Consider the following 25,232-nt stretch of genomic DNA (forward strand, 5'->3'; position numbering starts at 1 on the left):
TTACGCCACTTGACCGATAGTTAAACTTTCTAGGGTAAAGTGCGGTTGTTTTTGACGTTGTTTTTCTTCGCCAAACCAAGCTAATTGTTCATGTAAGGCCACCACTTCGCCTACCACGATCAAGGCCGGTGTTTCAGCCTTTTCTGCCAACTCGGCAAGATTGGCAAGTGTACCGATCAGCGTTTTCTGGGTTGGTTGAGTGCCTTGGCTAATAATGGCTATCGGTGTATTTGCCGCACGACCATTTTGTTGTAAATGTTCAGCAATGATTTGAGCCTTTAGGGTTCCCATATAAATGACTAAGGTTTGATTACTTCTTGCTAAGGTTTGCCATTCAATATCAGAGGCATCAGCTTTACGATGGCCTGTCACAAAAATGGCACTTTGTGCATAATCTCGGTGAGTTAATGGGATTCCTGCATAAGCTGTTGCGCCAATGCCCGCTGTGATACCTGGTACCACAGAAAATGGAATTTGATGTTGAGCCAACGCTTCTAATTCTTCGCCACCGCGTCCAAAAACGAAAGGATCACCACCTTTTAAACGAACAACTCGCTTGCCTTGTTGAGCAAGGGTTAATAGCAATTGGTTGGTTTCTTCTTGTGCGACAGAACGACCATTGGCACGTTTTCCCACAAAAATACGTTCTGCATCACGGCGAATTAAAGAAAGAATCTCATCTGAAACCAAAGCATCGTAAAGCACCACATCGGCTTGTTGGATTTCCTGTAAACCATTAAGGGTTAGTAACCCAGCATCGCCAGGACCGGCACCAACTAAAGAGACAAAGCCACCTTGATAGTTACTTTCTAGCTGTTCAGCCAATTCCTCTTCAGCTTGTGCCTCTTGTTGATTCTTAACGAGACTAGCAAAACGGCCACTAAACATTTTTTCCCAAAAACGGCGACGTTCAGTGACCGATGCCAATTTTTCTTTTACTTGATCACGCCATTTGCCGGATATCTCTGCGATTTTGCCCAAATGTTGTGGCAATAATGCTTCCAGCTTCTCACGTAATAAACGAGCTAATACTGGAGCCTTGCCACCACTCGAAATCGCAATTTGGATCGGATTACGATCAATAATAGAAGGAAAAATAAAACTGCAGTGGGGCTGATCATCCACCACATTGACTAATTTATGTTGGCTTTCAGCTAAATGGAAAATACGATGATTTAATATCTCATCATTTGTTGCCGCTATCACTAACATCACCGTTCTCATTTGTTCGGCATTAAATTCTTTGGCAATCCATAGCACTTTATTTTGACGTTCAAGTTCGCTTAATCCCTCATTTAATTGGCGAGCAACAATACGGACTTGCGCATTCGCTTTGAGTAACAACCCTACTTTACGAGCAGCCACTGAACCACCGCCGACAACAAGTACCGGGCGACCGGTTAAATCAGCAAAAAGTGGAAAATAATTCATGGGTATCACTCCTATTTATTCACTTTATCAGCACGTTGTGCACTGACATATAGACGATCAAATAAGCCGTTATCGACAAAATGTTGAGTATTAATCGCATCCCACGAACCAAAACGTTGGTTCACATCAAATTGATTCACTTCTGGAAAAAGCGCGGTCGTTTTAGCAATAATTTTTTTATCTGTCGGACGAAAATAATTTTGGGCGGCAAGTTCCTGTGCTTGAGGTGACCATAAATAGCTCAAATAATCATGGGAAAGTTGATGCAAACCATCTGCCTGGGTATTTTTATTCACTTCCGCTACATAAATTGGTGTGTATGCGGTAATGCTGGGATATACCACTTCAAAACTATTTTCACCTAACGTTTTAGCCGCAAGTGCGGCTTCATTTTCCGGAGCAATCAATACATCACCAATATTCCGTTGGGTGAAGGAAATACTGGCACTACGCGCCCCAGCCTCTAAAACAGGTACATTTTTAAGTAAACGCCGCATAAAATCCTGTGGTTGCTGACAATGTTGTTCGGCATAAGCTAAGGCAGATAAATAAGCAAAGCGCCCGTTCGCGGAGGTTTTAGGATTAGCAAACACCACTTTTACATCATCCCGTACCAAATCCGACCAATCTTGGATATGTTTGGGATTGCCCTTTTTGACTAAAAGAACCATCACTGAACCAAAAGGAACGGCACCATTCGGTAATACCTGCTGCCAATCAGCATTTACTAAACCTTTTTTAACTAAAGCTTCGATATCATTACTTTGTGTCAGAGTCACCACATCTGCCGGTAAGCCATTTAACACACCTAGCACCTGTTTACTGGCGCCGCCATGCGATTGTGAAATCATCACAGCGGAAGGAAATTGACGCTGAAACTCAGCGTTATACTCCTTATAGAAATCACGAATTACGTCATAGGACACATTTAGTAATACGGTTTTCGGCTGGGAGTTGGCATGCCATAACACACCGCCAAGGAATAAAGAAAGTACTGAAAATAAAGCAATTTTTTTCATTTTAAAGCTCTCCGTTTATTCCCCTTAATTTCGTGTGGCTAAATTTATATCGTAAAAATCTAGCGACAAAAAATAACGAAAATGCATTTTATAGAACAAAATGAAATATAAATCACAAATATAATCGATTACTTATTTTATTTTGGAATATGAAATAAATTTCCGTTCTTTGTCATGGGCTCAAAGAGCGGTTATTTTTTTGAGCATTTCAAAAGCTGACAAAGTTTAGGTATTTATCTATGGCGAAGGTGGGAGAATGAAAACCGTATTACCCGGATTTAAACGGAGTATGTTCGTGACATTGGCATGGCTCGGCTCAATGGTGCTACTGCCATTGATATTACTGGTGCTAACCGCTCTACAATTAAGATGGGCGGAGATCTTACAAATAATCTCTAGCCAACGAGTGATTGCTTCTTTAATACTGTCCTTTGAAATGGCGGCAATCGCCACCTTAATTAATGTCATTTTTGGCTTTTTGTTGGCATGGAGCTTGGTGCGCTATGATTTTCCGGGAAAAAATATCATCAATGCGCTAGTGGATTTACCCTTTGCTTTACCGACTGCTGTAGCCGGAATTGCCCTCGCCTCTCTCTATGCGCCAAGCGGTCTGCTCGGACAATGGCTTAATTACTTAGAGATTCAATTGGCCTATACTCCTGGCGGTATTGCGATCGCATTAATTTTTGTCAGCCTACCTTTCATTGTACGTGCCATTCAACCGGTGTTAGCTAATCTTGATCCCGGCTATGAAGAAGCTGCACATATTTTAGGCGCATCAAAATTTACTATCTTACGTAAAGTGATCATTCCGGCAGTCTTACCCGCACTCATCGGCGGTGCCGGTATGGGCTTTGCCCGTTCACTTGGCGAATATGGCTCAGTGATTTTTATTGCCGGTAACGTGCCGTTAGTGTCGGAAATAGCTCCCCTGATCATCATGTCGAAACTCGATTTATATGATGTGCAAGGTGCCTCAGTAGTTGCTTTGTTGATGTTAGTTATTTCTTTCCTACTGATTTTATTAATTAATTTAGCACAATGGTCGGTTGCCAAACGCATTAGCCCGATCCGATAAGAGGTATTTATGGAAATCCAAAGTTGGCAAAAGTGGAGCCTAATTGCACTTGCTCTATGCTTTTTTACCCTCGTGTTATTACTGCCACTATTCACCGTGTTTTACTATGCCCTTGAGCAAGGGCTGGCATTATTTTTAACCGCCGTACAAGATCCGGAAGCCTTGGCAGCTATTTGGCTCACCATAAAAGTCTCATTAATAGTATTACCCATTAATATATTTATCGGCATCGTCATGGCTTGGGCTATCGCCTACTTTGACTTTAAGGGCAAAAGCCTATTAACCGCTCTGCTCGATCTTCCCTTTTCCATTTCTCCGGTGGTTGTGGGGTTAATGTTCTTGCTACTGTTCGGCTTAGATGGCCTTTGGGGGGCATGGCTTGCCGCCCATCAAATCAGATTTATGTTTGCTACCCCAAGTATTGTGATTGTGACCTTATTTGTCACCTTTCCGCTTATTGCCAAGTCCTTAATCCCGAGCATGTCCGCTCAAGGTACTAGCGAAGAACAGGCTGCCTTAATTTTAGGCGCTTCCACTTGGCAACTTTTTTGGCGGGTGACTCTACCCAAAATCAAATGGGCTTTGATTTACGGTGTGATCCTCAGTAATGCCCGCGCCATGGGTGAATTCGGTGCTGTTAGCGTGGTATCCGGGCACATTCGCGGTCTGACCAATACCATCCCACTTTATGTGGAAATCAGCTACAACGAGTATCAGTTTGTTGCAGCATTTGCATGCGCCAGTTTATTGGCCTTAATCGCTGTAGGCACATTAGGGATTCAGAATGTAGTACGGTATGTGGAAAGAAAAAAAGCGAAAGGAGCATAAATTACAAATAACGGATTGATTTCGCACCGTTAAATCTATCTAACCGCCTCGATCAAACACAACAAACAGGAATACCATCGCATGACAATACAAATCCAGCAGCTCAATAAACATTTCGGCAATTTTCATGCCTTAAAAGATATCAGCCTCAGCTTTCCTGAAAATCAACTTACGGCCCTATTGGGGCCGAGCGGTTGTGGAAAAACAACCCTACTACGCATTATTGCCGGATTGGAATTTGCCGATAGCGGACGCATTTTGTTTGGAGAAAAAGAGGTGACCCGAGTTTCTGCCGCAGAACGGGGGGTAGGTTTTGTGTTTCAGCATTATGCGCTGTTTCAAAATATGACGGTGTTTGACAATGTAGCCTTTGGATTAACGGTAAAACCACGGAGAGAGCGGCTATCGGCGGATGCTATTCGTGAAAAAGTCACTGCGCTATTGAAGTTGGTCAAACTGGATTGGCTGGCGGATCGTTATCCTAATCAACTTTCCGGCGGACAAAAACAGCGCATTGCATTAGCCCGTTCCCTAGCCGTTCAACCCAAAGTTTTACTGCTGGATGAACCCTTTGGTGCATTAGATGCACAGGTACGTAAAGAATTGCGCCGTTGGTTACGGGAATTGCAACATGAACTCAATGTCACCAGCATTTTCGTCACCCACGACCAAGATGAAGCCTTAGATATGTCCGATCGCATCGTCGTGATGAATAAGGGGCAAGTGGAACAAATCGATGAACCTAGCCAAATTTACCACGCGCCACAAACACCATTCGTAACTCAATTCGTCGGCGATGTTAATGTGTTCCACGGGCATATTGAGCAAGGTAATTTGGTGGTTGGTGAATTCGCACATAATTTACAGGCCCATAGCAATGCCACCCGCGCGCGAAATAACCAATCTGCCACCGCCTATATTCGCCCTTACGAGCTCACCCTATCTCGCGAACCGTATAACGCGTTGGCTAGCGGTATTATTCGGCATATTAACGCCATTGGTTTTATCGTGCGGATCGAAGTAGAAAGCCCACAAACAGAGCAACCAATCGAGGTCATTCTCACCAAGGAAAACTACCTCAATGCGCACTATAAAATCGATGAACGGGTGTATCTTGTTCCGGATAAATTGAATTTATTTCAAGAAATGAATATTTAAAACGCTCTCATGAAAATCGGAGTTTTGCTAAAAACGCAAGCTAAGTCATTGATTTTATTAGAGGTGTTCAAAAATTGAGATATCGGGGAATTTTGTCCATAAAAAACGGCGCTAAGCGCCGTTAATGAATTATTTATTGATGCCCCAGCGATGGGTGTCTTTGTCCAGTTTCATTCCGGAATGGCTGCCTTCGGCACCGTTAAAATACACGTCTTTGCCGGCACAAGCAGAAATTACCAGGGCGGCGGCTACAATTAGAAATAGTTTTTTCATCGTCTTTTCCTTAAATTGAAATGCGCCGCCGATTGTAGCACAAGCCCATGCAAATCCCTTGTTTATTTTTCCGCATTTGAACTCCGATATTACACCACGGAAATCGCTTTAATTTGCACATACACATCCATTCCTTGGGCAAAACGTAATTCATTAAACGCCCATTTGCTGATACTTGCCCAGATTTTATGGCCTTCCACCAATACGCTAATATCGATGCGATTATCTTGCGGAACTATCTGTGCGATTTGTCCGCGCAGAATATTACGAATACTGGTTTGTTCCGGTTTAGCAAGGGTCAGTGAAACGTCGGAACTATAAATACACACGCGCACTTTTTCGTTGGATTGATAATGCACTTCATTGATCCAAAGCTGTTGTTCGCCAAGCGCAAGAGCCGTCATTTTATAAGCCGGATTATGCAAATACACCGGCAGTGCCAATACACTGCTCTGCTCCGTTTCCCCTTTCCAAGGGGCAAATAACGGGCTGTTCCATACATTTTCCAAACTATCGTAAGCTTTGACTTTGCCGTCTTCCATCAACACCACAAGATCCGCCAAGCGTAACAATTCATCTAAACTGTGGGTCACATATAAAATCGGTACATTGATTTCATTAGACAGGCTTTCCAAATATTGCATCAACTCGCGTTTACGCGGCACATCCAACGCGGACAAGGGTTCATCCATCAGCAAAATATCGGGATCGGTTAATAGCGCCCGACCAATGGCCACGCGCTGCTTTTCGCCACCCGATAAGGTGAGTGGATAGCGTTTGAGCAGCGATTCAATACCAAGCAATTGCACGATATAGTCAAAGTCTTCTCGACTGACATTTTTCATTCCGTAGCGTAGGTTGCCTTTGACATTGTAATGCGGGAAGAGACGGGCATCCTGGAAAACATAACCAATTTTGCGCTGATGCACGGGCAGATTTTCGCCATTTTCGACATCCACCAAGGTGCGCTCATTTAAACGAATAAATCCGTGATCCGGTTGACTCAAGCCACTAACCAAATTAATTAACGAGGTTTTACCCGAACCCGACAGGCCAAAAATTGCCGTCACCCCTTGCGTAGGCAGTTTAAGATCGGCGCGCAAAGTCAAGCGACCTAATTGTTGTTGAACATTAATGTGCAGCATCGCCCTGCCCCAATTTTCTCTGCATTCGTTTGCTCAAGGCTTCAGAAAGCAATAAGGATATCAATGAAAGTATCACCGCAAATACGCAAAGTCGCGCTGTTTCAGCTTCTGCGCCTGGTGTTTGAATAAAGGAATACATTGCCAAGGGGATAGTTTGGGTTTCGCCGGCAATATTTGAAACGAAGGTAATGGTCGCCCCAAACTCTCCCAAGGAGCGGGCAAATCCCAGCACTAAACCGGCTAACACGCCGGGCAAGGAAAGCGGCAAGGTAATGGTGAAAAAGACTCGCCAAGCGGAAGCACCCAGCGTTTGTGCGGCCTGTTCCAATTTAAAATCAATGCTTTCTAAGGAAAGGCGAATGGCGCGTACGACCAATGGAAAAGCCACCACCGCAGAGGCCAACACTGCACCCTTCCAGCTAAATCCGAAGGATACGCCAAACCATTGGTATAAATATTTACCGATAAAGCCGTTACGGCCCATCGCCACCAACAACAAATAACCAATCACCACCGGTGGTAATACTAATGGCAGGTGAATAATGCCGGTGAGTAGCGATTTACCATAGAATTCTTTACGTGCCAGCAGCCAAGCAATCAAAATCGCTAAGGGCAAGCTCCAAAGCATCGAATTTAAGGCTACGCTCAAACTTAAGCGGATCGCATCCCATTCCATCGGGCTTAATTGAAACCAAGAGAGCAAAATATTTCCTTCTGTCGTATCAAATTGGAAAGATGTCACGTTTTACCGCGATTTAAAATCAACCACAATAAAATCAATAGGTTACATCTTATTTTTGGAAAATATTGAATTTTGAAGGGGCGTATTGATGTCACAAAAATGCCCCGTTTTTATTTTCCAATAAAAAAGGCAGAACAACCTGCCTTTTTTAATCAACGTGCGAAATTATTTCACAGAAAAACCGTATTCCACAAATACTTTTTTCGCCGCATCGGATTGTAAATAATTGAGGAATGCGCGAGTTTCAGCATTATCATGCTCTTGTAAAATCGCTACCGGATATTCCACCGCTTTGTAACTGTCTTGTGGGAAAACTGCCACGGTTTTCACCGCTTTACTCACTTTGGCATCGGTGCTATACACAATACCATAAGGTGCTTCGGCACGTTCCACGAGAGCTAATGCACCACGTACATCTTTCGCGCGCGCTAATTTATCTTTTACCTGATCCCATAAATTCAATTTGGTTAAGGCTTCTTCCGCATATTGACCTGCCGGTACATGAGCCGGATCGCCAACGGATAAATAGCTATCTTTCAAACCGCCAATCCATTCGCCTTTTGCAAGATCAACGGTATTTGCTGCACTATTTGCCGGTGCGATCAATACTAATTCATTGCCTACCAATACTTTTTCCGTTTCTTTTACGGTTAGGTTTTTATCGCTTAAGTATTTCATCCATTTATTGCTGGCGGACACAAACAAATCCGCCGGCGCGCCCTCTTCAATTTGTTTGGCGAGAGTGGAAGAAGAAGCAAAGGAGAAAACCACTTGGTCGTCCGGTTTTTCTTTTTGATATTGATCAGCGATTTGTTGCAATGCATCCGTCATGGAGGCAGCGGCAAATACAGTCACTTTGGCGGAAGCCGTTGCGGAAAGCCCTAGGCAAAGCGCCAACAGCAGCGCACTTTTTGCAATTTTCATTATTTTTCTCCTAAAAATAAACGTTATTTATAAAGATATACTGCGACGCGATTATAGCGACAAATTTTGCTAAACCATAGCAAAAAAACACAAAAGCATTAAAATGTACGGCGATATTTTCAGGAGGCGGCATGAAAACGACAGAAATTTTACTCACCATCAAACTCCACCAAGAGTTGTTTATCGATCCTAAACGGGTGCGCCTACTCAAAGCTATTCAAGAATGCGGTTCGATCAATCAGGCAGCAAAAAATGCCAAGGTCAGTTACAAAAGTGCTTGGGATCATTTAGAAGCCATGAATAAGATCAGCCCAAAACCGCTGTTGGAACGTAATACTGGGGGCAAAAATGGAGGGGGCACATCCCTCACCACCTATGCCGAACGTTTATTGCAACTCTATGATTTACTAGAAAAAACTCAAGAGCATGCCTTTCATATCTTGCAGGACGAAAAAATTCCACTAGACAGCCTACTCACCGCCACGGCGAAATTCTCTCTGCAAAGTAGTGCACGTAATCAGTTCTTTGGCAAAGTTGCCGGACAACATGTGGTCGATTCGCGCAGTATCGTTAAAGTAGATATTGCCGAATTTCCAGCGCCACTTAATGTATCAATTACCTTTAAAAGCGTGGAACGACTCCGCTTAATCACCGAGAAGGAAGTGATGGTGATGTTTAAAGCGCCTTGGGCGGTACTCAGTCGTGAACCGCAAAGTGGTCAGGTCAACCAATTTGCCGCTACAATCCAATCAATTGCCGATGAAGAAGCTATTGTACGCCTGTCCGAAGGTGGCGCCGAACTCTGCGCAGGAATTCACGGACAAGATTACTGGACGGTAGGCCAACAGGTTTGGGTGCATGTGGATCCGCAACAAATTATTCTGGCTTCAATGAAATAATCCTGTAAAAACATAAAAAATGCGGCAAACAGGCCGCATTTTTTGTTAGAATCGCCGACAATTTTTTCATAATAAACAAGCTAATAAAACCGATGACCAATAATTATTCAGCTCAACAAATTACCGTTCTGAAGGATCTTGAACCTGTTCAAGTGCGTCCGGGTATGTATACCGACACGACCCGTCCCAACCATCTCGCCCAAGAAGTAATTGATAACAGCGTCGATGAAGCACTGGCCGGCTTTGCTAGCAAAATCGAAGTAATTTTGCATGCAGATCAATCCTTAGAAGTCATTGATAACGGCCGTGGAATGCCGGTGGATATTCACCCTACGGAAGGAGTTTCCGGGGTGGAGGTGATTATGACCAAACTGCATGCGGGCGGTAAATTCTCCAATCAAAACTATGAATTTTCCGGTGGTTTGCATGGCGTTGGGATTTCCGTGGTCAATGCTCTTTCCGAACGGGTGGATATCCAAGTTAAACGCAATGGTGAAGTGTACAAAATCGCCTTTGCAAATGGTGTGAAAGTTGAAGAATTACAAGTTGTCGGCACTTGCGGCCGACGTACCACCGGTACCATCGTACACTTTAAACCGAATCCAAAATATTTTGACAGTGCCAAATTTTCGGTAAGTCGCCTACGCCATTTACTGCGTGCCAAGGCGGTGCTTTGTTCCGGTTTGGAAATCAAATTCGTCGATAAAATCAATAATACGCAAGATGTTTGGCTTTATCAGGATGGCTTGTCTGACTATCTCAGCGAGGCGGTTGAAGGTTTAGAATGCCTACCGCAACAGCCTTTTGTCGGTGCTTTTAAGGGCGAAAAAGAGGCAGTTGAATGGGCGTTGTTATGGTTACCGGAAGGCGGTGAATTGATCGCCGAAAGCTATGTAAACCTGATCCCGACTATTCAGGGCGGTACTCATGTCAACGGCTTGCGTCAAGGTCTATTGGATGCGATGCGGGAATTCTGTGAATTCCGCAATTTATTGCCACGCGGTGTAAAACTGACGGCTGATGATATTTGGGATCGTTGTGCCTATATTCTCTCGCTAAAAATGCAGGATGCACAATTTGCCGGTCAAACCAAAGAACGCCTCTCTTCCCGCCAAAGCGCAGTATTTGTGGCCGGCGTATTAAAAGATGCCTTCAGTCTGTGGCTAAATCAAAATGTCCAAGATGCGGAAAAATTAGCCGAAATGGCCATTAACTCCGCTCAACGCCGCTTACGTGCAGCGAAAAAAGTGGTACGCAAGAAATTGGTCAGCGGCCCAGCACTACCGGGTAAATTGGCCGATTGTGGCTCGCAAGATTTAGAAAAAACTGAACTCTTTTTAGTGGAAGGGGATTCCGCCGGTGGCTCGGCTAAACAAGCACGCGATCGCGAATATCAAGCGATTTTGCCGTTACGCGGAAAAATCTTAAATACTTGGGAAGTTGCCGCCGATCAAGTTTTGGGTTCCACCGAAATTCATGATATTGCAGTTGCTTTGGGAATTGATCCCGACAGCGATGATCTATCCCAATTACGCTACGGTAAAGTCTGTATTTTGGCTGATGCGGACTCCGATGGTTTGCATATCGCTACCCTACTCTGCGCACTCTTTTTACGTCATTTCCCGCGTTTGGTGCGGGACGGCCATGTATATGTGGCAATGCCGCCACTGTATCGTATCGACCTAGGCAAAGAAGTATTTTATGCCTTGGATGAAAGCGAAAAAGATGCCGTATTAGATCGTCTACGTCATAAAAAAGGTACTCCAAACGTACAACGCTTTAAAGGTCTGGGTGAAATGAATCCGTCCCAGCTGCGCGAAACTACCATGGATCCGAATACCCGCCGTTTAGTGCAATTAACCTACCAAGACGAAGCGGAACAGGATCAAGCCACCCTAGAATTAATGGATATGTTGTTGGCCAAAAAACGGGCCGAAGATCGGAAAAATTGGCTACAAACCAAAGGCGATCAAGTGGATTTAGCAGTTTAACGGGAGAATAAAATGAACGAACAACGTCGCGATTTCTTTAAACAAAGTGCCCTTGGCCTCGCCTCCATTAGTTTAGGCGCTGGACTGGCATTAATCCCGCAGGCACAAGCCAGCGTATCTAAAATGGCTGAAACAACCGGCGAATTACCAACACTTGAAGCTGAACTAACGTTAGCACCGAATGTGCCCAAACCGCTTGAACGGGATTATCCAGCCAAAGTGGTGGTTAAACTCACGGCCTTAGAAAGAATCATGGACTTAATGGACGGAGTTCAGTTTAAATTCTGGACTTTCAATGGCGGTGTGCCTGCGCCTTTCATTCGTGTACGCCAAGGCGATATCGTGGAGGTGCAACTTTCCAACTCGGCTTCCTCGATGATGGCACATAGCATGGATTTTCATGCGGCAGCTGCACCAATGGGCGGTGCCATGGCTAGTGAAACCTTACCAGGGCGCACCAGCACATTTCAATTTAAAGCCTTACGCCCAGGCATCTATTTATATCACTGCGGCAGTCAGCCAGTGGATATACACTTGGCTAAGGGTATGTATGGTTTAGTGTTGGTTGAACCACCGGAAGGCTTGCCAAAGGTAGATCGCGAATTCTATGTGATGCAAAGTGAGTTCTACACCAAAGGCAGCTTCGGTGAGCCAGGTTTGCAACCCTTTAGTATGCAAAAAGCGCTGGATGAACGGCCGGATTACGTGTTGTTCAACGGCAATGCTAATGCCTTGATGAATGACAATGCTTTACACGCCAAGACTGGAGAAACAATTCGTTTCTTCTTGGGAAATGCCGGGCCGAATCTGATTTCTTCATTCCACATCATCGGCACCGTATTTGATAAAGTGTATGTGGAAGGCGGTAGTCTGATTAACCATAACGTACAAACCACCGCGGTTCCATCAGGCAGCGCAACCATTGTAGAAACCAAAATCGATGTGCCGGGAACTTATGTCTTGATGGATCATTCGATTTTCCGCGCTGCCAATAAAGGCACGACGGGACATCTTGTGGTCTCGGGCGATAAAAATCCGCAAATTTATTCCGGTAAATTAAGCGATGAACCATTTAAGGAAGCCAATCCACAAAAAACCCAACCGGTGCCCTATGAAATCGATAGCCACAAAGGTATGGAGATGGGGCATTCCCATCATAGCGGAACGGCCGATGGCCAAAGCGGTGCTACACAAAAATAGATTTTTAAGACACCTCTAATAAAATCAATGACTTAGCGTCATATTTAGAGAAAACTTTAAAAAACAGGGGGGCGTTTGCCGGCCCACCGATGCAACGAATAGAAACCACATGAGCAATATTAATTACGAAGGCATTGAACAAATGCCATTACGCACCTTCACAGAACGTGCTTATCTCAATTATTCCATGTACGTCATTATGGATCGCGCCCTGCCATTTATCGGCGATGGGCTAAAACCTGTACAACGGCGTATTATCTATGCAATGTCCGAATTAGGGCTCAATGCCGCAGCAAAATATAAAAAATCAGCCCGTACCGTGGGGGATGTGCTAGGTAAATTCCATCCGCACGGTGATAGCGCTTGTTATGAAGCCATGGTGTTGATGGCACAACCTTTTTCCTATCGTTATCCATTGGTTGATGGTCAAGGCAACTGGGGAGCACCGGATGATCCGAAATCCTTCGCCGCTATGCGTTATACCGAATCTCGTCTTGCCAAAATTTCTGAAATTTTGCTTGGTGAATTAGGCCAAGGTACCGTGGATTACCAACCTAACTTTGACGGCACGATCCCTGAACCGCAATATTTACCGGCACGCCTACCGCACATTTTATTAAACGGTACCACCGGAATTGCTGTGGGTATGGCAACCGATATTCCACCACACAATATTAATGAAATCGCCGATGCAGCCGTCATGTTGCTGGATAACCCAAAAGCTACTTTGGATGAGATTCTCACGGTGGTACAAGGACCAGATTATCCAACGGAAGCGGAAATCATCACGCCGAAAAGCGAAATTAAAAAGATTTATCAACAAGGCCGTGGTTCGATCAAAATGCGCGCCTCGTGGAAAAAAGAAGATGGCGAAATTGTGATTCATGCTCTTCCACATCAAGCTTCACCGTCCAAAATTATCGCGCAAATTGCCGAACAAATGACAGCTAAGAAACTGCCAATGGTGGAGGATATTCGCGATGAAGCCGATCATGAAAATCCGATCCGAATCGTGTTAGTGCCGCGTTCCAATCGAGTGGATACGGATGCATTGATGGCGCATTTATTCGCTACCACGGATTTGGAAAAAAGTTATCGGATCAATATGAACATGATTGGTCTGGATCACAAACCCGCGGTGAAAGGTTTAATCGAAATCCTAACCGAATGGCTCTCCTTCCGCCGTACCACGGTAACTCGCCGCCTGCAATATCGTTTGGATAAAGTATTGGCTCGTCTGCACATTTTGCAGGGTTTGATGATCGCTTTTTTAAATATTGATGAAGTGATCCATATCATTCGTAACGAAGACGAACCTAAAGCGGTGCTAATGGAACGTTTCGACTTAAGTCATGAACAGGCTGAAGCCATTTTAAATTTACGCTTGCGCCACTTGGCTAAATTGGAAGAACACGAATTACGCGCTGAACAAGAGCAATTAGAAAAAGAGCGCGATTCTTTGCAATTGGTATTAGGTTCGGAGCGCCGTTTGAATTCCTTAATTAAAAAAGAAATTCAAGAGGATGCGAAAAAATTTGCCTCGCCAAGATTATCTCAATTAGTCGAACGTGAAGAAGCAAAAGCGATTTCTGAAACGGAAATGCTACCGGCTGAACCGGTGACCGTGATTCTTTCAGAAATGGGCTGGGTGCGTTGTGCCAAAGGGCATGATATCGATCCGCAGGGATTAAGCTATAAAGCAGGTGATGGTTATTTGGCTCATGCCTGTGGCAAAAGCAATCAAGCGGTCGTATTTATTGACTCGACCGGTCGTTCCTATGCCCTCGATCCATTAACTCTACCTTCTGCCCGTTCGCAAGGTGAACCGCTAACCGGAAAACTAAATCTACCTGCCGGTGCGACCATTTGTCATGTGCTGATGGCCGCCGAACAACAGAAATTATTAATGAGTTCCGATGCCGGTTATGGCTTTATTTGCAAATTTGAAGACCTTATCGCACGTAATAAAGCGGGCAAAGCCTTGATTTCTTTGCCAGAAAATGCGAAAGTTTTGCGACCTGAAATACTTTCTCCGGCGCAATCGCTACTCGTAGCCATCACTTCAGCCGGTCGAATGCTTATCTTCCCGGCCTCGGATCTCCCGACCTTAGCCAAAGGTAAAGGCAATAAAATCATCAGTATTCCTGCCGCCAATGCCAAAGCGCGCAACGAACTATTAGACAAATTATTGTTAATTTCAGAACAAGCGGGCCTTGAATTCCATTCCGGAAAACGAAAAATCACATTAAAAGCGGAAGATTTACAAAAATTCCGTGCCGAACGTGGCCGTAAAGGCTCCCAATTACCGCGGGGATTACACAGTAATGTGGAAATTGTGGTAATTGAACCCTAAACACACAACATTTCTAAGTTTGAAATAAACCAATAGGAGGCTATTTCGTGAATTTTATTTTTGACACCTACCAAACCCTTGCGCTGGCAAGCATTGTATTGCTTATCGGCTACTTTTTGGTAAAACGCATTCGTGTGCTAAAAGATTTCAATATTCCAGAACCTGTGGTTGGCGGTTTTTTAGTGGCCATCCTGTTTATGATTTGGCATGAAGTCAACGGCACTTCCTTCACTTTCGACAAAAACCTACAAAACACCATGATGTTGGTATTCTTTACCTCTATCGGTTTAAGTGCCAACTTCGCCCGCCTTATTAAGGGTGGCAAACCTTTAGTCATCTTCTTAGTGGCCGCAGGTTTATTAATCTTCTGCCAGAATCTCATCGGTGTTGGCCTTGCCGAAGTGCTTGGAATTGACCCGGCCTACGGCTTGATCGCGGGTTCGGTGACCCTAACCGGTGGTCATGGTACAGGTGCTGCTTGGGCAGATACCTTCACTCAAGCCTTCCAATTGCCTGCGGCAACGGAAATCGCAATGGCTTGTGCCACCTTCGGTTTAGTTTTCGGTGGGATTATCGGTGGCCCGGTTGCCCGCTTCTTACTTAACCATCAAAAACAAGGTGAAAACCCGGAAAATGATGAGGTCGATGACGTAGAGGAAGCCTTCGAACACCCGACATATCAACGTAAAGTTAATGCCCGTTCAATCATTGAAACCATCGCGATGATGTCTTTCTGTTTGTTAATCGGTAAATACTTGGATGGTTTAACTAAAGGTACCCACCTACAATTACCAACCTTCGTATGGTGTTTGTTTACCGGGGTAATTATCCGTAACTCATTAACCCATATTTTCAAATTCCGTGTTGCCGATTCAGCAATTGACGTATTGGGTAGTGTGGGCTTGTCCATCTTCTTAGCGATCGCATTAATGTCCTTAAAACTTTGGGAATTAGCCGGTTTAGCAACGGATGTGATGGTTATTTTAGCGGTGCAAGTGGTCTTTATGGCAATCTTCGCTATCTTCGTAACCTACCGTATGATGGGTAAAGATTACGATGCGATTGTATTAAGTGCCGGTCACTGTGGTTTCGGTTTAGGTGCAACACCAACTGCTGTAGCTAACATGCAGGCGATAACCAGCCGCTTCGGGCCGTCCCACAAAGCATTCTTGATCGTGCCTATGGTGGGGGCGTTCTTTATCGACCTGATCAATGCAGCAGCATTAAAACTATTCTTTGGTGTGGTAAGTTACCTTCACTAAACCACACAATACAAAACCCTGCCAAACGGCAGGGTTTATTTTTTCTTTGCTATAAAAAAATCCCTTCGATACGCAAGGGATTTTTTATTCAATTACAGGGTAATTTTCTTAGAAGACTTTTTCGCTAACTCCGCGTGATTTTTCTTCTGCTCTTTCATTTTGTTAGCAGCTTCCACGCGTTGTTTGGACAATTCCGCGTTACGAATCGTGTAATCATCCACACGGGCCTCATAATCATCCCGCATACTTTCGATAATCGTCCGCACATCCTCAATGGTCATATCATCAAGGATATATTGATTCAGGTTATCCAATAACAACACGCGTTTTTGGTTATCGCGGATTTTACGGTTATTGTCCTCGATATCACGTTTGAGTTTGTTTCTTAAACGATACATACGCACATACTCCAATACTTCTTGGAAGGACTGTTTATTTAAATTTTCCATAGCGACTCTCTCTAAAATGAACAACTGCGCTAATGTAGCCTTTTTTAATCATGAGGTCAAAACCTTCCCACTGAATTTTCATAAGACAAATCAAAAGGCCGGTGATTTTTCGTAAAAGGCATTGATTATCCTAAATCAGAGTGGTAAAAGTAGGTCTCTTTTTATTCGAAATATAAGGAAACACAATGTCTCAAGTCTTTAATTTTAGCGCCGGTCCGGCCATGATTTACCCAGAAGTTTTAGCTCAAGCACAAGCCGAATTAACCAACTGGCTTGGACAAGGTGTTTCTGTCATGGAAGTCAGTCACCGTGGCAAACTCTTTATGGAGTTAATTAAGCAAGCAGAAGCGGACATCCGTGAGCTTTATCGCATTCCCGACAACTACCGCGTATTATTTTTACAAGGTGGTGCGCGTGGTCAATTTGCCGCAATACCAATGAATTTGATTGGCAAAAAAGGCAAAGCCCTCTATTTAAACAGCGGCCACTGGTCAGCTACCGCCGCCAAAGAAGCACGTAACTTCGCTGAAATCGATGAAATTAATATCGTACACAACGAGAACGGTATCAGTCGTATCGGCTCCTTAGATTTTAGCGATATCGCAGAAAATTACGATTATGTTCACTACTGCCCGAATGAAACCATCAGTGGTGTTGAAATCAATGAAATTCCTAACGTTGGCAACGGCGTTCTGGTAGCTGATATGTCTTCTAACGTACTTTCCCGCCATATCGATATCAGCAAATTCGGTGTGATCTATGCAGGAGCACAGAAAAACCTCGGCCCTGCTGGTATCCTATTATTAATCATTCGTGACGATCTGATCGGCCACGCCCGCCAAGCTACGCCTTCCATTTGGAACTATGCGGTGCAACGGGATGCTGATTCCATGATCAACACACCACCAACTTTCGCCTGGTATTTGTGCTCTTTAGTGTTCAAACATATTTTAAGCATCGGAGGTTTGGACGTCATCGCACAGCGCAATGCCGTGAAAGCACAAACCCTGTATGATTATATCGATAGCTCCAAACTCTATCGCAACAATGTTGCTAAAGAAAACCGCTCTATCATGAACGTGACCTTCGTCACCGGTGATCCGGAATTAGATGCGCAATTTGTTGCTGAAGCCACAGCAGCCGGTTTACAAGCATTAAAAGGGCATAAAGTGTTAGGTGGTATGCGAGCCTCCATCTACAACGCTATGCCATTAGCCGGTGTTGAAGCCTTGATTGAATTCATGAAGGCTTTTGAAGCAAAACATGCCAAATAATTCATTTTTAAATCAACCCTAATAAAATCAATGAGTTACACTCTATTTTAAGAAAAACTCCACAATCCGCGATAGCCTTTACTGTCGCGAGTTTATTAGGGTTTCTTATTATTCATTTATAAGGAAAGCAAAATGCAATATCTTGATGTCGCCAATCCTGGGGTAAAAACCCTGGCGCCTTACCAAGCGGGCAAACCGATTGAAGAATTAGAACGGGAATTAGGCATTACCAATATCGTAAAATTGGCCTCCAATGAAAACCCTTTCGGTTTTCCACAAAGTGCCAAAGAGGCAATTACACGCCAACTGGATCATCTCACTCGCTACCCTGATGCTAATGGTTTCGAACTCAAACGCTGTATCGCTGAAAAATACGGACTAGCCCCGAATCAAATCACCCTAGGTAATGGCTCCAATGATTTATTGGAATTATTTGCTCACACCTTCGCCGCTGAAGGTGATGAAGTCATTTTCTCGCAATATGCCTTTATCGTGTATCCGTTAGTCAGCAAAGCGATTAACGCGGTGGCTCGGGAAATTCCGGCAAAAAACTGGGGGCATGATTTAAGCGGTTTCTTGGCGGCTATTAATCCGAAAACTAAACTGATTTTTATCGCTAACCCAAACAACCCGACCGGCAATTTCCTTACGCATCAAGAATTAGATAACTTTTTAGCGCAGGTTCCAGCCAACGTAATCATCGTCTTAGATGAAGCTTATACTGAATTTACTGCTCCGGCCGAACGGGTGGATTCTTTCGCTTTATTACAAAAATATCCGAATCTGATTGTCTCTCGTTCGTTGTCAAAAGCCTATGGTTTGGCGGGTTTACGCATTGGTTATGCCGTCTCCAACCCAGAAATCGCTGACTTACTCAACCGTGTGCGCCAGCCATTCAACTGTAATGCGGTGGCATTAGCGGCGGCCTGTGCGGTGCTCAAGGATGATGCCTTTGTTGCCCAAGTTGCGGCCAATAATCGAGCAGAAATGACTCGTTATGAAGCCTTCTGTCAACAACATGGACTTGACTATATCCCATCGAAAGGCAACTTTATTACCATCGATTTAAAACAGCCCGCGGCACCAATTTATCAAGCATTGTTGCATGAAGGCGTCATCGTTCGCCCGATTGCCGGTTACGGTCTGCCGAATCATTTGCGCATTAGCATTGGCCTACCGGCTGAAAATGACAAATTTTTCCACGCCTTGAGCAAAGTGCTTAATTTAAAATAGTAGAAGTGGGCAGCAACCCAATTGTTAAGATATGAAAGTATCCAAATAATTGAATAATAAAAAACCTGCGTAATCGGAGGTTTTTTTATTGGTTAGAAAACGCGGTATTGGTTTTCCATATTTTTCTCAAAACCGCATGTAACTCATTGATTTTATTAGCCCTAACTAAAAAATAGGCATAAAGGACATTTTTGATGCTACAAAGAGGGTTAAGGCCTTATACTACAAGGCTTTAACTCACTTTTGATAAAAAATCACACTAGGGCAGCTTAGCTACCACCGCATATCCTTCAGCAACAGCCTCCAATTGATACCGACTGTCGGCAGTAATGAAGGCACTTTGTCCTTGGCGCAGGTGGATTACATTATTGCCATCACGTAACTGCACTGCACCGGCCATCACTAACATGATTTGCGCACTCGCGGAGGTATGAATGCCTGTTTGTCCTGCATTTAATGCAAGATGCTGTAAAGCAAAATCTTCGGCTGGTGTGAGATAATCAAACACCTCAGCTTGTAATGGTGCTGCAGCAATAATTTGCGGCTCGATTTCACTACAATCCACAATTCGTAGCAATTCCTCAATATTGACAAACTTCGGAGTCAATCCACCGCGTACGACATTGTCGGAACAAGCCATCAATTCAATATTTTGACCGCGCAAATAGGCGTGTGGAATACCTGCTGCTTGATAAATTCCTTCGCCTTGTTTAAGTGCTAAAATGTTAAACAAATAAAAACACAATAAACCCGGATCCAATTTATCCCGTGTAATATTCATCGCCTGCAAAGTGTACAGCAGCCAGTAATCCGGCTCGTTTGGTTGCAATAAACCGGCGGCGAAATCCGCTTGGCGCGCATCGATAATCGGTAATAACCAAGCCGCTAATCGAGCTTGATCCGCGTGCATAATTTCACCATAAAAAGCATGCAAATCCTGATTTTCCAGCTGCTTAGCCAAATTTTGTAAAGAGGCATGGGCAGATAGACTCTCAATAATCGCCGCCTTTGATTTAAAACCATGCAATAGCCAAAAATCCGATAAGGCAATCATCATCTCCGGCTTATGATTACGATCTTTATAGGTCCGTTTAGCATCATTAAGTGCGATACCTTGTGCATTTTCACGACTAAAACCTTCTTCTGCCTGCGCCTTGCTCGGGTGTAATTGAATCGATAAAGGCTGTGCTACATCCAAAATTTTTAGCAAGTAAGGCAATTCATCACCAAAAGCTTGGCGGCTTTCATTACCTAACGCCTGTGGGTTTTCATGTAGGAAATCGGCTAACTTTTGTCTTTGGCCGTGAATTTCAAGCTCAGCTGGAGCGGCCGGATGAGCTCCTAACCACCATTCCGCACAAGGTTCACCATTGGATTTTAGTCCTAGCAGCTGAGGAATATAATCTTGTCCCCCCCAAGCATAATGTTGCATGGCACCATATAAAGAATAAATCATGCTCTCTCCTTAACTCACCTTACATATAAAAAATCCGCTTAAAAGAAAGCGGATTTTTGAGAGAATTAAAACATTATTTTTTCAACGTTAACACAACGGTTTCTGCAGCAATCGCTTCGCCTGATTTCTTCTCAATACTGGCAATTTCATCCATATTTGAGATAACTACCGGCGTTAATACGGATTTAGCTTTAGATTCTAACAACGCTAAATCAAACTCGATTACGGTGTCGCCACGTTTGACACTTTGACCTTCGGCCGCCACTCGAGTGAAGCCTTCACCTTTTAATTCTACGGTATCAATACCAAAGTGAACGAATAATTCGACACCTTCTTTTGATTCCATAGAAAATGCATGATTGGTTTCAAAAATTTTACCAATAACGCCGTCAACCGGTGCAACAATCTTGTTACCGTTTGGGCGAATCGCAATACCGTCTCCAACAATTTTTTCGGAGAATACAACATCCGGCACATCTTCAATATTTACGATTTCACCAGATAGCGGTGCGTAAATTTGAACTTCGACGGATTTGTTTTCTTTTGAACCAAATAATTTGTCAAATAAGCCCATTTTAATCTCCTATTAATAAAATACGGCGACATTTTAACGTAAAACGATAATTTTGTATCTAATTTAACGCATGTTGCGCGGAAAATTCCGCAATTAATTGCTCGATTTCGGCAGCTGTCGGTTTTTCCAGCGCCTGCGCTGCTAATTGTTTCACCGCTTGATGATTTACACCACGAATCAATTTCTTGATACGCGGTACAGAAATAGCACTCATACTAAATTCGTCTAAGCCCATACCTAGTAATAATAAGGTCGCCCGTTCATCCCCGGCAAGCTCGCCGCACATGCCGGTCCATTTACCTTCTGCGTGGGACGCATCAATAACCTGTTTGATTAAGCCTAAAACCGATGGACTCATTGGATTATAAAGATGGGAAATCAATTCGTTACCGCGGTCCACTGCCAAGGTATATTGGGTTAAATCGTTGGTACCAATACTGAAGAAATCCACTTCTTTGGCTAAGAATTTAGCATTAACTGCTGCAGATGGCGTTTCTACCATGACGCCGACTTGAATATTTTCATCAAAGGCATGGCCCTCTTGACGTAATTCAGATTTCAAAGTTTCGATCACTGATTTCAATTCGCGAATTTCTTCCACGGAAATAATCATCGGGAACATCACCGCCAATTTACCAAATGCGGAAGCGCGCAATACTGCACGCAGTTGGGCATGCAGAATTTCACGACGATCTAATGCAATACGTACTGCGCGCCAACCTAGGAATGGGTTCATTTCTTTCGGCAAGTTCAAATACGGTAATTCCTTGTCTCCACCGATATCCATGGTACGCAATACCACCAAACGACCATTCATTGCCTCTACCACTTCTTTGTAAGCAATAAACTGTTCTTCTTCGCTCGGTAACTGATCACGATCCATAAATAGGAATTCCGTACGATAGAGGCCAACCCCTTCAGCACCATTACGATCTGCGCCTTCGCAATCACGAATAGTTCCGATATTTGCTACTACATCGACACGATGTCCATCTAAAGTAATCGCTGGTAAATCTTTCAATTTGGCCAACTCGGCTTTTTCTTCGGCTAATTTAACTTCTAAGGCTTTTAATTCGGCAATTTTCTCATCGCTCGGATTCACATAAACCTGATTGTTAATTGCATCTAAAATTAAGAAATCACCATTATTGACTAACTGGGTTACATTATTAGTACCCACAATTGCCGGTAATTCAAGAGAACGCGCCATGATGGAGGTATGGGATGTACGACCACCAATATCGGTAATAAAGCCAAGCACTTTATCTAAATTTAGCTGTGCAGTTTCCGATGGTGTCAAGTCGTAAGCGACTAAAATAACCTCTTCATTAATATCACCGAGATCGACAATTTTCATACCGAGGATATTTTTAATCAAACGATTACCGATATCACGAATATCACCGGCACGCTCTTTCAAATATTCATCATCAATTTCCGATAACATTGCGACTTGCTGATCAATAATCTTGCTTGCAGCAACACCGGCATTTACTTTATGAGAACGCAAGTAATCAATGATTTCTTCTTCTAATTCTTCATCTTCCAAAATCATTAAGTGGCCTTCAAAAATGGCCGCTTTTTCTTCGCCCAATGACGCTAACGCACGATCTCTGATAGAACTCAACTGCTCTACAGCAGCTTTACGGCCTTCATAGAAACGGGCAATTTCAGCATCGATTTGCTCATCAGTGATTTTTTGTGTATCAAGAACGATTTGTTCTTCTTTAAGAACCAACGCATTACCAAAGATAATGCCAGGAGAAGCGGGAATACCTGAGATCATAGTAACCTTCCGAGATAATAAGTGATTATAAAACAAAGCCATAAACCGCAGGGTTTATGGCTGTATTTGTTGTTGATTACTCAAGAGTCGGGATTAACGCGACCAAATGCTCAACGGCCTGCTGTTCATCGTCACCTTCTGCCGAGATGGTGATTACAGTGCCTTGGGTTAGCCCCAAAGTTTGCAGTTTGAACAGGCTTTTTGCACTGGCGCTTTTACCGCCAGAGGTGACGGTAATATCAGAAGCAAAGGCTTTGGCTTCTTTCACAAATTGTGCGGCAGGGCGAGTATGCAAACCGTTAGGTGCTGTAATTTCGACATCTTTTGAGAACATAATGTTACCTCTAATTGATAATGGTTAAATTTTGAAAACCTGCTATAGAAAATAGCCATAGTATCCTTGTTAAATGGCAAAGAATCAAGGAATTTCACCAGAAAGAAAAAAACCGCTGACAATTTAAACTATATTTGGTTAATTTGTAGAAAAATGCCGCTGTGAACGGGTCTCATTTAAGCCTGCGATTAAACGATGATAGTTATCGTAGCGCAATGCCGAAATTTTTCCTGCTAACATAGCTTCACGCAACGCACAGCCGGGATCATCCAAATGCTTGCAATCCCTAAATTTACAGCTACCTAAAACATATTGAAACTCACGATATCCTTGGGTAATTTGCGTCGCATCCAAATGCCACAAACCAAATTCCCGAATTCCCGGAGAGTCAATTAAATGTCCACCATTCGGCAAATGATATAATCGGGATGCCGTAGTTGTATGCTGCCCTAGGCCTGATATCTCACTGACTTCTCCGACCTGTGCAGTCTCTTCGGGCAGAATATGATTGATCAGGCTAGATTTACCCACGCCTGATTGGCCGACGAAGATCGCTGTGCCCTCACTTAAAAAACCTATCAACTTATCCATATTTTTACCGGTTTCCGCCGAAATAATTAAGGTTTGATAGCCGATATCGCGATAAATCTGTAATAGATTCTCCACTTCATGCTCTTGTTCGCTACTCAACAAATCGCCTTTATTTACTACGATTAAGGGTTCAATACCGGCATTTTCACAAACCACCAAATAACGATCGATAATGTTTAAGGACAGCTCCGGCAACACCGCCGAGACAATAATAATGCGATCCAAATTAGCTGCGATAGGTTTTAAACCGTCATAATAATCCGGTCTGGAAATTTCATTACGGCGTGGATGAATCGCTTCAACAACTCCGCTCACGCCCTGCAGCTGCTCATTGCCCTTACGCCAAATAACGCGATCCCCCACCACTAATGAGCTCAGCGTACGACGTAAATTACAGCGAAAACATTCTCCTCGCTCATCTTCAATATCGGCATGCATCGCATAACGGGAAACGACTATTCCCTCTTGGGTCGGGCCGAGCATTTCATCGGCCCATTGTGGTTCTTTTTGTTGACGATGGCGATGCAATGCTTTGGCATTATTCGAACGAATTCGGCGGGTTTGATTTTGGGTCAGTTTACGTTTGCTCATAAAGTGGAATCGTTTTTTAACCTGTTTTTGGCTACAATAGCTAGCGTTTAAAATTGCCATAAGGATACCTGAAATTATGCCATTAGATAACCAAAATCTGATTTGGATTGACTTAGAGATGACCGGACTGGATCCTGAATCCGAACGTATCATCGAAATCGCCACCATCGTGACCGATAAGGATCTCAATATTTTAGCCGAAGGTCCGGTTTTAGCTGTTCACCAAGATGATGCTCTACTCAACAAAATGTCCGACTGGTGTGTCAAAACCCACACCGCTAATGGCCTCATTGAACGGGTTAAGCAAAGCCGCCTAACCGAACGGGCGGCTGAATTACAAACATTGGATTTTTTAAAACGCTATGTTGATAAAGGTTGCTCGCCAATTTGTGGCAATAGTGTGGCACAGGATAAACGCTTTTTATTCAAATATATGCCTGAATTAGCTGATTATTTCCACTACCGCCACCTTGATGTCAGCACCTTAAAAGAACTAGCTCGCCGTTGGAAACCGGAAATATTGGATGGATTTAGCAAACAAAACACACATTTGGCATTAGACGATATTCGTGAATCCATCAAAGAATTAGCTTACTATCGCGAGCACTTCTTAAATCTCAATTGATGAATTTTTCGGCAAA

23 protein-coding genes are annotated in these 25,232 nt (G+C 43.7%); 11 read left to right on the top strand and 12 right to left on the bottom strand.

The features are described 5' to 3' along the window. Entirely contained in the window at positions 1–1,431 is a 1,431-nt protein-coding gene (gene cysG, locus CKV74_RS09680; RefSeq protein ID WP_095177088.1) for a siroheme synthase CysG, read from the bottom strand. An 11-nt stretch (positions 1,432–1,442) separates the two neighbouring features. Next, positions 1,443–2,450, bottom strand: a complete 1,008-nt coding sequence (locus CKV74_RS09685; protein ID WP_007243290.1) for a sulfate ABC transporter substrate-binding protein — start codon at positions 2,448–2,450, stop codon at positions 1,443–1,445. A gap of 256 nt (positions 2,451–2,706) precedes the next feature. Between CKV74_RS09685 and cysT the strand changes: the two genes are divergently transcribed. The 3 genes from cysT to CKV74_RS09700 all read left to right on the top strand — a co-directional run bounded on the left by cysT (position 2,707) and on the right by CKV74_RS09700 (position 5,514). Further along, positions 2,707–3,528 carry a sulfate ABC transporter permease subunit CysT gene (cysT, locus tag CKV74_RS09690; protein WP_007243326.1) on the top strand — a complete coding sequence of 274 codons (822 nt, stop codon included), beginning with the start codon at positions 2,707–2,709 and terminating at the stop codon, positions 3,526–3,528. Between the two features lie 9 nt (positions 3,529–3,537). Beyond that, positions 3,538–4,356 carry a sulfate ABC transporter permease subunit CysW gene (gene cysW / locus CKV74_RS09695; RefSeq protein WP_095177089.1) on the top strand — a complete coding sequence of 273 codons (819 nt, stop codon included), beginning with the start codon at positions 3,538–3,540 and terminating at the stop codon, positions 4,354–4,356. An 81-nt stretch (positions 4,357–4,437) separates the two neighbouring features. Beyond that, on the top strand, positions 4,438–5,514 hold the full coding sequence (locus CKV74_RS09700) for a sulfate/molybdate ABC transporter ATP-binding protein (protein WP_007243237.1): 1,077 nt from the start codon (positions 4,438–4,440) through the stop codon (positions 5,512–5,514). A 129-nt stretch (positions 5,515–5,643) separates the two neighbouring features. Here the strand turns inward: CKV74_RS09700 and CKV74_RS10505 are convergent, their stop codons facing one another. The 4 genes from CKV74_RS10505 to modA all read right to left on the bottom strand — a co-directional run bounded on the left by CKV74_RS10505 (position 5,644) and on the right by modA (position 8,598). Beyond that, a complete protein-coding gene (locus CKV74_RS10505; protein WP_007243320.1) occupies positions 5,644–5,787 on the bottom strand; it encodes a hypothetical protein in 144 nt (47 codons plus the stop codon). Positions 5,788–5,876: 89 nt separating this feature from the next. Then, positions 5,877–6,932, bottom strand: coding sequence for a molybdenum ABC transporter ATP-binding protein ModC (gene modC, locus CKV74_RS09710; protein WP_007243280.1), 1,056 nt, complete (start codon positions 6,930–6,932; stop codon positions 5,877–5,879). After that, on the bottom strand, positions 6,919–7,635 hold the full coding sequence (gene modB / locus CKV74_RS09715) for a molybdate ABC transporter permease subunit (protein ID WP_039847914.1): 717 nt from the start codon (positions 7,633–7,635) through the stop codon (positions 6,919–6,921). Before modB ends, modC begins: the two co-directional genes overlap by 14 nt. Before the next feature lie 204 nt (positions 7,636–7,839). Continuing rightward, entirely contained in the window at positions 7,840–8,598 is a 759-nt protein-coding gene (gene modA, locus CKV74_RS09720) for a molybdate ABC transporter substrate-binding protein (RefSeq protein ID WP_095177090.1), read from the bottom strand. 131 nt (positions 8,599–8,729) lie between these two features. Between modA and CKV74_RS09725 the strand changes: the two genes are divergently transcribed. From CKV74_RS09725 to gltS, 5 genes are all read left to right on the top strand, one after another. Further along, the gene (locus tag CKV74_RS09725) at positions 8,730–9,497 is read left to right on the top strand and encodes a molybdenum-dependent transcriptional regulator ModE (protein ID WP_007243304.1); all 768 of its coding nucleotides are present in this window, start codon (positions 8,730–8,732) and stop codon (positions 9,495–9,497) included. A gap of 92 nt (positions 9,498–9,589) precedes the next feature. Beyond that, complete coding sequence (parE, locus tag CKV74_RS09730; protein WP_007243268.1) at positions 9,590–11,488, top strand: DNA topoisomerase IV subunit B; 1,899 nt, start codon at positions 9,590–9,592, stop codon at positions 11,486–11,488. A 12-nt stretch (positions 11,489–11,500) separates the two neighbouring features. Further along, a complete protein-coding gene (gene nirK, locus CKV74_RS09735; RefSeq protein WP_007243346.1) occupies positions 11,501–12,688 on the top strand; it encodes a copper-containing nitrite reductase in 1,188 nt (395 codons plus the stop codon). A 109-nt stretch (positions 12,689–12,797) separates the two neighbouring features. Further along, the gene (gene parC, locus CKV74_RS09740) at positions 12,798–15,041 is read left to right on the top strand and encodes a DNA topoisomerase IV subunit A (protein WP_095177091.1); all 2,244 of its coding nucleotides are present in this window, start codon (positions 12,798–12,800) and stop codon (positions 15,039–15,041) included. Positions 15,042–15,088: 47 nt separating this feature from the next. Beyond that, complete coding sequence (gene gltS, locus CKV74_RS09745; RefSeq protein ID WP_007243322.1) at positions 15,089–16,303, top strand: sodium/glutamate symporter; 1,215 nt, start codon at positions 15,089–15,091, stop codon at positions 16,301–16,303. A 92-nt stretch (positions 16,304–16,395) separates the two neighbouring features. On the opposite strand, the gene CKV74_RS09750 is transcribed toward gltS, so the two are convergent. Beyond that, the gene (locus tag CKV74_RS09750; RefSeq protein WP_007243248.1) at positions 16,396–16,752 is read right to left on the bottom strand and encodes a DUF496 family protein; all 357 of its coding nucleotides are present in this window, start codon (positions 16,750–16,752) and stop codon (positions 16,396–16,398) included. A gap of 185 nt (positions 16,753–16,937) precedes the next feature. On the opposite strand from CKV74_RS09750, the gene serC reads away from it, so the two are divergent. Both serC and hisC read left to right on the top strand, forming a co-directional pair. Then, a complete protein-coding gene (gene serC, locus CKV74_RS09755) occupies positions 16,938–18,026 on the top strand; it encodes a 3-phosphoserine/phosphohydroxythreonine transaminase (protein ID WP_007243349.1) in 1,089 nt (362 codons plus the stop codon). 132 nt (positions 18,027–18,158) lie between these two features. Further along, a complete protein-coding gene (gene hisC / locus CKV74_RS09760; RefSeq protein WP_007243272.1) occupies positions 18,159–19,259 on the top strand; it encodes a histidinol-phosphate transaminase in 1,101 nt (366 codons plus the stop codon). A gap of 259 nt (positions 19,260–19,518) precedes the next feature. On the opposite strand, the gene manA is transcribed toward hisC, so the two are convergent. From manA to rsgA, 5 genes are all read right to left on the bottom strand, one after another. Then, a complete protein-coding gene (gene manA, locus CKV74_RS09765; RefSeq protein ID WP_007243299.1) occupies positions 19,519–20,715 on the bottom strand; it encodes a mannose-6-phosphate isomerase, class I in 1,197 nt (398 codons plus the stop codon). A gap of 73 nt (positions 20,716–20,788) precedes the next feature. Continuing rightward, the gene (gene crr / locus CKV74_RS09770; protein ID WP_095177092.1) at positions 20,789–21,289 is read right to left on the bottom strand and encodes a PTS glucose transporter subunit IIA; all 501 of its coding nucleotides are present in this window, start codon (positions 21,287–21,289) and stop codon (positions 20,789–20,791) included. 58 nt (positions 21,290–21,347) lie between these two features. Beyond that, the gene (gene ptsI, locus CKV74_RS09775; protein ID WP_007243343.1) at positions 21,348–23,075 is read right to left on the bottom strand and encodes a phosphoenolpyruvate-protein phosphotransferase PtsI; all 1,728 of its coding nucleotides are present in this window, start codon (positions 23,073–23,075) and stop codon (positions 21,348–21,350) included. A 76-nt stretch (positions 23,076–23,151) separates the two neighbouring features. Next, positions 23,152–23,409 (bottom strand): phosphocarrier protein Hpr, encoded by a 258-nt coding sequence (gene ptsH / locus CKV74_RS09780; RefSeq protein WP_007243231.1) that lies wholly within the window; start codon positions 23,407–23,409, stop codon positions 23,152–23,154. A 138-nt stretch (positions 23,410–23,547) separates the two neighbouring features. Next, positions 23,548–24,591, bottom strand: a complete 1,044-nt coding sequence (gene rsgA, locus CKV74_RS09785) for a small ribosomal subunit biogenesis GTPase RsgA (protein WP_039847918.1) — start codon at positions 24,589–24,591, stop codon at positions 23,548–23,550. A 76-nt stretch (positions 24,592–24,667) separates the two neighbouring features. Between rsgA and orn the strand changes: the two genes are divergently transcribed. Next, positions 24,668–25,216, top strand: a complete 549-nt coding sequence (gene orn, locus CKV74_RS09790; RefSeq protein ID WP_007243244.1) for an oligoribonuclease — start codon at positions 24,668–24,670, stop codon at positions 25,214–25,216. Positions 25,217–25,232: the final 16 nt, after the last annotated feature.

Source organism: Haemophilus pittmaniae (genome assembly GCF_900186995.1).
GTDB classification, from domain to species: domain Bacteria; phylum Pseudomonadota; class Gammaproteobacteria; order Enterobacterales; family Pasteurellaceae; genus Haemophilus_D; species Haemophilus_D pittmaniae.

What these genes read in the sequence shown, in the direction of transcription:
- cysG (WP_095177088.1), bottom strand. Translation starts at nt 1,431, where the DNA reads ATGAATTATTTTCCACTTTTTGCTGATTTAACCGGTCGCCCGGTACTT.
- CKV74_RS09685 (WP_007243290.1), bottom strand. Translation starts at nt 2,450, where the DNA reads ATGAAAAAAATTGCTTTATTTTCAGTACTTTCTTTATTCCTTGGCGGT.
- cysT (WP_007243326.1), top strand. Translation starts at nt 2,707, where the DNA reads ATGAAAACCGTATTACCCGGATTTAAACGGAGTATGTTCGTGACATTG.
- cysW (WP_095177089.1), top strand. Translation starts at nt 3,538, where the DNA reads ATGGAAATCCAAAGTTGGCAAAAGTGGAGCCTAATTGCACTTGCTCTA.
- CKV74_RS09700 (WP_007243237.1), top strand. Translation starts at nt 4,438, where the DNA reads ATGACAATACAAATCCAGCAGCTCAATAAACATTTCGGCAATTTTCAT.
- CKV74_RS10505 (WP_007243320.1), bottom strand. Translation starts at nt 5,787, where the DNA reads ATGAAAAAACTATTTCTAATTGTAGCCGCCGCCCTGGTAATTTCTGCT.
- modC (WP_007243280.1), bottom strand. Translation starts at nt 6,932, where the DNA reads ATGCTGCACATTAATGTTCAACAACAATTAGGTCGCTTGACTTTGCGC.
- modA (WP_095177090.1), bottom strand. Translation starts at nt 8,598, where the DNA reads ATGAAAATTGCAAAAAGTGCGCTGCTGTTGGCGCTTTGCCTAGGGCTT.
- CKV74_RS09725 (WP_007243304.1), top strand. Translation starts at nt 8,730, where the DNA reads ATGAAAACGACAGAAATTTTACTCACCATCAAACTCCACCAAGAGTTG.
- parE (WP_007243268.1), top strand. Translation starts at nt 9,590, where the DNA reads ATGACCAATAATTATTCAGCTCAACAAATTACCGTTCTGAAGGATCTT.
- nirK (WP_007243346.1), top strand. Translation starts at nt 11,501, where the DNA reads ATGAACGAACAACGTCGCGATTTCTTTAAACAAAGTGCCCTTGGCCTC.
- parC (WP_095177091.1), top strand. Translation starts at nt 12,798, where the DNA reads ATGAGCAATATTAATTACGAAGGCATTGAACAAATGCCATTACGCACC.
- CKV74_RS09750 (WP_007243248.1), bottom strand. Translation starts at nt 16,752, where the DNA reads ATGGAAAATTTAAATAAACAGTCCTTCCAAGAAGTATTGGAGTATGTG.
- serC (WP_007243349.1), top strand. Translation starts at nt 16,938, where the DNA reads ATGTCTCAAGTCTTTAATTTTAGCGCCGGTCCGGCCATGATTTACCCA.
- hisC (WP_007243272.1), top strand. Translation starts at nt 18,159, where the DNA reads ATGCAATATCTTGATGTCGCCAATCCTGGGGTAAAAACCCTGGCGCCT.
- manA (WP_007243299.1), bottom strand. Translation starts at nt 20,715, where the DNA reads ATGATTTATTCTTTATATGGTGCCATGCAACATTATGCTTGGGGGGGA.
- crr (WP_095177092.1), bottom strand. Translation starts at nt 21,289, where the DNA reads ATGGGCTTATTTGACAAATTATTTGGTTCAAAAGAAAACAAATCCGTC.
- ptsI (WP_007243343.1), bottom strand. Translation starts at nt 23,075, where the DNA reads ATGATCTCAGGTATTCCCGCTTCTCCTGGCATTATCTTTGGTAATGCG.
- ptsH (WP_007243231.1), bottom strand. Translation starts at nt 23,409, where the DNA reads ATGTTCTCAAAAGATGTCGAAATTACAGCACCTAACGGTTTGCATACT.
- rsgA (WP_039847918.1), bottom strand. Translation starts at nt 24,591, where the DNA reads ATGAGCAAACGTAAACTGACCCAAAATCAAACCCGCCGAATTCGTTCG.
- orn (WP_007243244.1), top strand. Translation starts at nt 24,668, where the DNA reads ATGCCATTAGATAACCAAAATCTGATTTGGATTGACTTAGAGATGACC.